The organism is Fluviicola sp., from assembly GCF_030151805.1.
GTDB lineage: Bacteria > Bacteroidota > Bacteroidia > Flavobacteriales_D > Crocinitomicaceae > Fluviicola.
The window spans coordinates 1-6,356 of the sequence record NZ_JASLCN010000507.1; the positions used below are offsets into that span (position 1 = coordinate 1).

8 protein-coding genes are annotated in these 6,356 nt (G+C 34.6%); 2 read left to right on the forward strand and 6 right to left on the reverse strand.

The window, feature by feature from the left end; translation table 11 throughout:
- Together Q1V93_RS19180 and Q1V93_RS19185 are read left to right on the forward strand one after the other, a co-directional pair.
- The coding region (locus Q1V93_RS19180) for a gliding motility-associated C-terminal domain-containing protein (protein WP_300667072.1) at positions 1-221 on the forward strand (221 nt) is incomplete at its 5' end.
- A 142-nt stretch (positions 222-363) separates the two neighbouring features.
- Positions 364-1,209 carry an RteC domain-containing protein gene (locus Q1V93_RS19185; protein ID WP_300667074.1) on the forward strand — a complete coding sequence of 282 codons (846 nt, stop codon included), beginning with the start codon at positions 364-366 and terminating at the stop codon, positions 1,207-1,209.
- A 273-nt stretch (positions 1,210-1,482) separates the two neighbouring features.
- On the opposite strand, the gene Q1V93_RS19190 is transcribed toward Q1V93_RS19185, so the two are convergent.
- The 6 genes from Q1V93_RS19190 to Q1V93_RS19220 all read right to left on the reverse strand — a co-directional run bounded on the left by Q1V93_RS19190 (position 1,483) and on the right by Q1V93_RS19220 (position 6,144).
- Entirely contained in the window at positions 1,483-2,226 is a 744-nt protein-coding gene (locus tag Q1V93_RS19190) for a PmeII family type II restriction endonuclease (protein ID WP_300667076.1), read from the reverse strand.
- 63 nt (positions 2,227-2,289) lie between these two features.
- Positions 2,290-2,850 carry a hypothetical protein gene (locus Q1V93_RS19195; RefSeq protein ID WP_300667078.1) on the reverse strand — a complete coding sequence of 187 codons (561 nt, stop codon included), beginning with the start codon at positions 2,848-2,850 and terminating at the stop codon, positions 2,290-2,292.
- Positions 2,851-2,896: 46 nt separating this feature from the next.
- On the reverse strand, positions 2,897-4,300 hold the full coding sequence (locus tag Q1V93_RS19200; protein WP_300667080.1) for a DNA cytosine methyltransferase: 1,404 nt from the start codon (positions 4,298-4,300) through the stop codon (positions 2,897-2,899).
- 605 nt (positions 4,301-4,905) lie between these two features.
- Positions 4,906-5,097, reverse strand: coding sequence for a hypothetical protein (locus tag Q1V93_RS19210; protein ID WP_300667084.1), 192 nt, complete (start codon positions 5,095-5,097; stop codon positions 4,906-4,908).
- 24 nt (positions 5,098-5,121) lie between these two features.
- A complete protein-coding gene (locus tag Q1V93_RS19215; RefSeq protein WP_300667086.1) occupies positions 5,122-5,334 on the reverse strand; it encodes a hypothetical protein in 213 nt (70 codons plus the stop codon).
- Between the two features lie 60 nt (positions 5,335-5,394).
- On the reverse strand, positions 5,395-6,144 hold the full coding sequence (locus tag Q1V93_RS19220; RefSeq protein ID WP_300667088.1) for a hypothetical protein: 750 nt from the start codon (positions 6,142-6,144) through the stop codon (positions 5,395-5,397).
- Positions 6,145-6,356 lie beyond the last annotated feature (212 nt).

Here is a 6,356-nt window from a genome sequence, read left to right on the forward strand (position 1 = left end):
TCAGTTATTCGATAATTAATCGTTGGGGTAATCTGATAAATAGAGGCGAAATGACGGTTCCAATTGCTTCTGTTTTTGATTGGAGTACTTTTAATTTATGGGACGGAAAAACCGAAAAGGGGGAATTGGTTACTAATGGCACTTATTTTTATGTAATCGAATTCACCTTGTTTAATGATTCTATGACTTCTAAAAGTGGATTTTTAGAAGTGTTTAAATAAATCAATTTGAAAGAAAGTAAAAAAACTAACCAACTAAATTCTATACCAAGAATAACTCTAATTGTTAAGTTTTGATAACAAGGTAACAATCACCGAAAAATCCAGTTAATAATGGATAATACACCGATTAATACCTGTTCACATGAAAGCTTTTCTCGAAAAGCTCGAATCTAATTTCAATAGCGAGCTTCAAACCATCCTCGAAACACACAAAAACAATACACGTTCAGCCTTAGATTTAAGTCGGAAATACCTGATTGATCTGAAAAATGAAATTATTAATAGAGGATTCAGAAATTCTCAAGACGAAATAAATTGTTTTAAGGTAACGAAACCAAAACTGCATGCGGAACTGATTTATTTCAGGGGAGTATTGATAGCACAGCAAAATCTACCTTTAGGATCAGACAAGATCAAGAAAAATTATCTGAATGACCATTTAGCTCGCTTTCATGTATTCTTTGAAGAAAACAAAGAATTCATCCGCTATAGTCGTTCCGAATCTACATACATGGATGATCATTTTTTTATACGTGAAAATGCACGGGCGTATGAAAATGATGGAGTAGACTTCGCAGAAGTCGATTTTCGGTGGAATACAGGATATGATCTTATTTTGGCAAAATGCCTGGCGTTTGAAAAATTAGAGCATCAAATCCGGAATGAGTTATTTCGGATCAGTCATATGGAAGAAACAATACTCAATCCTATTGTTCCTCAAACAAATCCCAAAAAGATATTAAAATGGACTGAATCAAAAACTGCCCTTGTTGAATTGATTTATGCACTTCACTCAGTCGGAGCATTAAATAACGGGCAGGTTGATCTCAAAACAATAACTGAAGTGCTGCAAAATACCCTTCAAATTGAATTAGGAGATCATTACAAGATCTATCATGATCTTAAAGCTCGTAAAATTGCCCGGACAAAATTCTTGAATAATTTAATAGAAACACTAAATCGTCGAATGGAGGCTGATGATGAGTGATAAAATTATAAAAGTTGAATCTGCTCTATGTTGTTTTGGTGAACCATGAAATGAGGTTTTATACTGTAGCTAAATGATTAAGATCAAAATTTTTAGAATTCGTTCAAATCCTGATGTGAAAAGTTGTAATGGTCATGATTGTTTGAAACTGTAGAGTTTTGTTCTTTCATTGTTTTTAGTTCACAACAATAAAATTAAAAGAGGCATCTGTTTCCTAGATGATTGCATTAGATTTTAGGGCTTCGATATTGCGTTCTCTCATTTTTCAGCATGTTAATATGAAGAATTAAATTTTACTAACTTTTCCCAATCTATTGAACCATCTACTTTACAAAAATCTATTAAAAACTCTCGATCTAAACGATTAACCAGGTTGTCATAAGCATTTTTAAATTCCGCATTTCGTTCTTCTGCTTCTTTACCTAATGGCTCTATAAGCTTAATATACAAATCAGGTTCACCTGAAATCAATTCCCAAAATCGAGAACCACATATTTTATAAAAGTTACCTTTTGCTTTGTATTCTGACTTTTCTCGGGATCTACCATAGCAACATCCATTTACGCAAACAGTTTCAACGGAAGCTCCTGAGGTCGCTAATCTTTTTCTTGCTGTATTAAATTGATCCACCAGTTTTTTTATTTGGCTATCATTACCCCAAGCTGGACCGGACTTAATTGCTACCAAATATCTTTTACCATCCTTATCAAAATCTAAGTCTATACCATCAATTCCTGCTTTCCGCCCAACATAAACCATGTCATTTATGAATATTGCTAATCGTTCTAGCCAATTTCCAAAAATTCCTTCCTCACTAGAGGAAATAAATGCGTTTAAAATCCCTTCAATTATTTCTCGCGATTGGGTTACATTTTTTGCTCTATATAGGTATGGATTTTTACTTTTTAATACATCTTTCAATTTAATACTTTCAACTTTTGCCAATCGGCTATTATGAAATTCTTCAATATGATTTTCAACGTATTCAGTTACTCTTTTTAAATCGAATTCTGCCATTGGGTAATTAATATTAGCCTTTTAAATCAAAGATAACAATCAAATGGAAAAGAAAAACACACTCTATCTTATCTGTTCAAAAAGTGGGTTTCTAATGTCAATTACATAACTATCTCTTGCATTTCCTTTAGTATCACCGACCCTTTGTTGGTACTTGTGAATTTTTTTATCATCAAGTATCGTTAATAAGTTCTTGAAGGAAATTCTATAGACCCCAACTAATGGATTAACCTGAAAAGATTTCCCATAAATATCAGCTTTCAAGGCTACCCATTCAATATAGTACAATATATCTATATTGGGATAATGTTCAATATACCTCTCTTTATCCTTTACATTAAATACAACTGCATAAGTTGGCTCAATTCCATAAAGAGATTGAGACTTAAAAAAAGGTGTATGTTGAGACTTTAAATCAGTTAGTAAATTATCTTTTGTAAATAATAAATCGGGAGCATAAGGATCCGTTACTTTAGTGGGGTTCATTTGATACCCCAATTCTAAACCATACCGCCTTACAAAGGCTTGCTCTTTAGTTTCACCGTCCACACACCAACGAAGTTTGTCTTGTAAATCGTGATGTTCTATAATTTTATTATTTACATCGAAAAGTGTAATTGCCATGAATAGTAGATTATTCAACCAATATAGGAAAAATATTGATTAACCTTCAATCTTCTGCAACTAAAGTCTTTTTCGCTCTCTTCAAGAAATCCATCTCCCACTCCTTATCAGAAGTATTTCGATATCTTGAATAAGGAAATCCCTCAACAGATTTAAGTATTCGTTGTTTATGGTGTGCAACGATTTCTTTTCCAATAGCTAATCCTAATCCCACAGGAACAGCATTTCCAATCTGTTTGTATTGTTCGATAATGGTTCCTTCAATTTGCCAATTATCTGGAAATTGTTGAACCCTTTTATACTCTTCTACAGATAATGGTCTGTCTTCTATTGGATGCGCCAATTCCGTCGCAGGCATTGCAGGGTGTGTAACAAGAGTTGGAGCAGGTTTATCCCAAGAAAGTCTTCTATAAAAACCTGTTTTACCCCCCCCAAGCAAATAAGAATTACCCATTGCAATTGGCTGAATTTCTACTGGAAGATCTCTCCAATTCTGCCCTGGTTTTAGCATTTTAATATACTGAAGTCTCTTTTCTGAAAATCGAATATAGGAGCACTCTTTATTATCCAATCCTGATACTGCATCTTTAAAGGTCAACCATGGTTTCAATCCAAAATTCCCAAATTCAGAATGAGTTGGGGTTAAATATGGAACTGGATTTTTTGAAAGAGTCCCAATAATAACAACTCTTTCTCTTATTTGAGGAACTCCAAAATTAGCTGAACTATATAGATTAAAAGACACCTTATAACCAGCTTCTTCTAATTTACTTTTCACAAAGAACAATGATGATCCCTTTGTAGATTTTAGATCGAATTCTTCAGAAAGATTATCATCTATATCAATTGTCATAGGAACAGACATCAACCCACGAACATTTTCTATAACTACATACTTTGGTCTTATTGATTTAATTACATCAATAAACTTCAAAAATACATTTCCGCGTTCATCCTGAAATCCCATTCTCTTACCTGCAGTACTAAACGCTTGGCATGGTGGACCACCAACAATAACATCCACTTGGCTTGTTGAGTTCAAATTAGCGTAAGCTAATATTTCTTCAACTGAGTAGGAAAGCAGGTTCCCAATCAATCCTATTTCCGAATCATTCTTTACAATAGTTCTCTTTGTTGGCTCGTCAAATTCACAAGCAAGTAGAACATTCATCCCCGATTCCTTTAAACCAATATCTAATCCCATTGCCCCAGAAAAAAAAGAAAGTACATTCAGTTTATTCTTGGAATGTTTCTTCATTGAAACTCTATCCGGCACCTTACCCAAATTGGATCTTTTGAAATCATCAATAGAAAGTTCATCAATTACTTCTTGAGGAATAACCCATGTGGAACCAATACGCTCAGCTTGAATTTTTCCTTCGCGTATCAACTTTCTAACATATTGTTCTGAACAACAGAATTGTTTTGACACCTGATTTACTGACAACATAATACAATAGTTTCGAATACGAAACTATTTTTTTATACCCTTAAAACCAAGGGTTTCATAAATTCTTTTTCCACAATTATTTATTGAAACTTTTAGTCACTTTATTAGCAGTGTCTTACCGCTAATAAAAACTTTGCTAGAATATAATGTTTTTTGATTCTAATATTACATTTATCTAATGTTAAGTACCGCATTTCCCCATTCATCTTTAAATGGATGAATTGATCCTACTAGGTCAAAGTTCGAAACATCAAAAAAACATAAATTACTTAAGCAGAAAAGTATAATATTATCAGAGGTCTTGGGTCAAATAATAAGAGAATTTAGGACTGCAAATGAAATGACAAAATCAATAATAGATTATTAAATGATTAAAAGTAAAACGGCTCCTTGTGAGAGCCGTTGCAGGTTACTTTTCTTTTTTTCGTGTCAACCACTTTAACAACCATGAAACACAAAAACTAATGACCGCTCCTATGATTGCAAGTACAATCGTTTTAATGTAGTCTTGCGAACTAATGTTTGCAAGGACAGTAAGCACTGTTCCGGCTGTTGTACCAACACTGGTTGTATGATCACCGCTGTGCTGCATAGCCAATATTGATTTAAGTTTGACACGATTCTTCAATACTAAGTTGAACGAACAGACTTTCAGATTCTCCGTTTACTTCTTCTTCAACCTCAATAGAAACAAGATTAACAGCGTCACTTAAGTCTGAACCGGCCTTAAATCTTTTCGGTCTTTTGACTTTAATCAGAACTTTTACTTGTTCTGATCTTTTATTTGAATGATTCATAATACATGATTTTAAATGAGATACTTATTTTTCTTCATCCACAGAGGTTGCTTGTGCAACAGCGGTTGCAACGGAACCAGCTACTAAAAGATAACCTCCGAATGAAACGAATTCTGTGGGAATTGTGACAGGTGAAGCCACAAGAACGCCACCAACAGCAACTAAACATAATCCGATGGTACGAACTACTCTGAAAAACTTTGGAGTAGTTGATTGATATCTTTCTTTGATTTTCATGATAATGATTTTTTGAATGAACCGTAGCGGGCTTTACAAGCCGCTACGGTTATGAAACAATTACTGAATTTCAACAATGCTTAAAGCATTGAAGGCTCCGTTTTTAAGCGGGTACTGAACTCCATTTACCTCTTGATAAAATGCAATGCATAATACATGAATATCAATTCCGGATCCTATCGGTGCAGAAGTCGGAATCAATGAAATGTCTTGCAAAGTCTCATCAATCGGTAAGCTTGTTGCTGGAGATAATTGCAAATCACCGGCACCGATTGTAAAATCAATCTTTGCCCAACCACTTTGAAGAGTGACGTGAGTTGCACCCGGAGGAAAGCTGATATCATTCAATGGAATAACTTCCGAAATGGTTATCTCTCCGGTAGCTTGTGTTACAGAAAATGATTTGGATAAAACGCTTCCAAGATTTGAGCGTTCATTAAAATTGAATCCTTTTAGCAACTCTTTAGCAGCTTGATCGTTGATTCCGCTTGCAACGTTTCGCGCTCCGCGACTACTCATTAGATCATAATTTTTGATACTTGTCATAACCTTAGTCATGCGTGCAGTTACGCGATTGTCGGAAGCTAGCATTAACAACGGACGAAGAGTATCACGTACAACTTTTCCCGCCTTTGCCGATCTTCCGAATTCAGCACCGTTTTCACGGGTTCTGATATATGCAGGATCAGTAGCAATGCGATTTGAATCAACAGAAGTTTTCATGCGTGCAAGAATACCATCTTGCGTTTTGTAGAAACTGACATTATCCAATGTCCCTCTCAATTTAATTAGACCAGTTTGTTTAGCCATGATTTCTAAGTATTAATTTGCAATGGTCGAAGGTCCTTCCCTCGATCCGTGATTACTTATCGCGAATCAGTAATCGATTGAAGCAAATGTATGGGGGGGCTAAAGTCTTTTTCCCCAAGATGAACCGGAGTGGGGTAATTTTTTTCGAGATCTTTAGCTAATATGTAGGTATATGGTGGTTTTTAGATTTGAAGTTTCTGAAAATGGGTGAT

Coding starts and splice junctions, on each gene's coding strand:
- Q1V93_RS19190 (WP_300667076.1), bottom strand. CDS start 2,226: ATGGCAGAATTCGATTTAAAAAGAGTAACTGAATACGTTGAAAATCAT.
- Q1V93_RS19220 (WP_300667088.1), bottom strand. CDS start 6,144: ATGGCTAAACAAACTGGTCTAATTAAATTGAGAGGGACATTGGATAAT.
- Q1V93_RS19210 (WP_300667084.1), bottom strand. CDS start 5,097: ATGAATCATTCAAATAAAAGATCAGAACAAGTAAAAGTTCTGATTAAA.
- Q1V93_RS19215 (WP_300667086.1), bottom strand. CDS start 5,334: ATGAAAATCAAAGAAAGATATCAATCAACTACTCCAAAGTTTTTCAGA.
- Q1V93_RS19200 (WP_300667080.1), bottom strand. CDS start 4,300: ATGTTGTCAGTAAATCAGGTGTCAAAACAATTCTGTTGTTCAGAACAA.
- Q1V93_RS19195 (WP_300667078.1), bottom strand. CDS start 2,850: ATGGCAATTACACTTTTCGATGTAAATAATAAAATTATAGAACATCAC.
- Q1V93_RS19185 (WP_300667074.1), top strand. CDS start 364: ATGAAAGCTTTTCTCGAAAAGCTCGAATCTAATTTCAATAGCGAGCTT.